General features: G+C 61.7%; 2 protein-coding genes. Both read left to right on the top strand.

Translation table 11 applies throughout. From position 1 onward, the window contains the following. The coding region (locus WBP53_RS09015) for a sulfatase-like hydrolase/transferase (RefSeq protein ID WP_423928084.1) at positions 1–1,642 on the top strand (1,642 nt) is incomplete at its 5' end. Beyond that, positions 1,639–1,896, top strand: coding sequence for a glutaredoxin family protein (locus WBP53_RS09010; protein WP_423928082.1), 258 nt, complete (start codon positions 1,639–1,641; stop codon positions 1,894–1,896). The genes WBP53_RS09015 and WBP53_RS09010, both read left to right, overlap by 4 nt. Positions 1,897–2,043 lie beyond the last annotated feature (147 nt).

The following is a 2,043-nucleotide window of genomic DNA, read 5'->3' as shown; positions in this document are numbered from 1 at the left end:
GATCACCATCGATACCCTCAGGCCGGATGCGTTGGGCATCATCGAGGCGAGCCGGGATACGCCGGCCATCGATGCCCTGGCCGAGTCGGGTCGCCTGTTTTCGTCCGCAGTCTCGCCGGTTCCTCTGACCCTGCCATCGCATACCTCGATGCTGACCGGACTGCTGCCGGTGCATCATGGCGTGCGCGACAACGGGCAGACGGTTCCGGCCGATGTCGAGTTGCTGCCAGTGATCCTGAAAAACAACGGCTTCAGCACGGGCGCCTTTGTCAGCGGGTTTCCGCTGCAGGCCATGTTCGGTCTCGATCGCGGCTTTGATCGCTATGACGATGTGATGAATGAAGGCGACCAGGGCTGGGTCGAGCGTCGTGCCGAAGATACGGCGACAGCGGCATCGGCGTGGTTGCAGGGGCAAGGCGGAAGTCAGCAGCCGTGGTTTGCCTGGACCCATTTCTACGACCCGCATGATCCCTACGAGCCGCCGCGCGAATTCTGGCAGCCCGGTCCGCGCGGGAACTATGACGGCGAAGTGACGTATACGGATTATTGGGTCGGCAAGTTGCTGGAGACGGCACGCGCAGCCAGTGGTGATCGCCCCTTGTTGATCGTACTGACCGCTGATCACGCCGAGGCACTGGGTGAGCACGAAGAGCTGACCCACGGCTTCTTCGTGTATGACTCGACCATGCGCGTTCCCCTGATCATCTCCTGGCCCGGTCGCATCAGCCCTTCCAGCGGTGCCGAGCCGGTACAACTGATTGATCTGGCGGCCACCATTCTCGAACTCCTCGATCTGCCTCCCCTGGCCCGGACTGATGGACGCAGCCTCGCGCAGGGCCTCATGGGTGGTGAGCTCGCGTTGCATCCGGCTTTGATGGAAACCTGGCTGCCGTGGACCTACTACGGTTGGGCACCCTTGAGCGCGTGGCTCGATGGACCATGGAAGCTGATCGATGCGCCGGAGGTCGAACTCTTTGACGTGCTCGGCGATCCTCACGAAGCCGCGAACCTGGCCAATGCTTCACCGGCCATTGCCGATCGTCTTGGTCTTGCGCTTGGCACGATGGCCGCCAGCGCCGGACGGGTCGCCGGCACTTCATCGGATGATGACGCCATGCAACGGTTGCGCAGTCTTGGCTATGTTGGCGTTGGTGCGCCGGTCGAAGCGCCGCCGGATGATCTGGCAGACCCCAAGTCGCGCATTGCGATGCGCAATACCTTGCAACAAGGCGAAAGCCTGCTGCGCGCCCAACGCTATGCGGCGGCGGCGGAGATCTTTGCTGATGTGCTGGCTACCGATCCCGACAACCGTTTCGCCAACCTGCGCCAGGGGATTGCATTCCTGCGCCTGGGTCGCATCGAAGATGCCACGCGCGTGCTCACGCACGCAGTCGAGGTGGAGCCGCGTCGTGCGGAGGCACGCTATGCACTGGGCGATGCATTGATGCGATCCGATGCGTTCTCCGCAGCTGCCGATCAATGGGCCGTTCTCGCGGAATTGCAGCCACGCCGCAAGGAAGCCTGGTTCAACCTGGCCAGTGCGCTTGAGAAGTCAGGGCAATCGGAACGGGCGAAACTGGCCATGCAGGAGTACCGCCGACTCGAACAGGAAGAAAGTGCCGCTGCGAGTTCCAGTCCATGAACCCTGCAGCGACCGCACTGCGCCTGTATGTCTCCGATGAGTGCGAGCTTTGCGACCGTGCCATTGCGGTATTGGCACAGGCGCGCGTTCCGGACTTCGAATGTATCGGCATCGAAGGCAATGCGGCCCTGCAGCAGCGCTATGGTGTGCGGGTACCTGTATTGCACGACGTGTCGAGTGATCGAGAGCTGGGCTGGCCGTTCGATGCGGACGGTGTGGTCCGATTTCTCGATGCGCTGAGCAACGCAACGTAAAACATCGAGTTGACTGTTGCGCACGAACACGCAGTTGCAATCACCCGGGCAACAGACAGTGATTACGTCAATCGAATTTCGTCGAGTGCCAATTCATGGGCAACGATTGCAGAGTGATCGAAGCCCGCGTCAGCCACACGATTGACC

Source organism: Dokdonella sp. (genome assembly GCF_049593775.1).
GTDB lineage: Bacteria > Pseudomonadota > Gammaproteobacteria > Xanthomonadales > Rhodanobacteraceae > Dokdonella.
The sequence above is the reverse complement of the archived record's forward strand: the minus strand, read 5'-3'. Positions and strand labels throughout refer to the sequence as shown.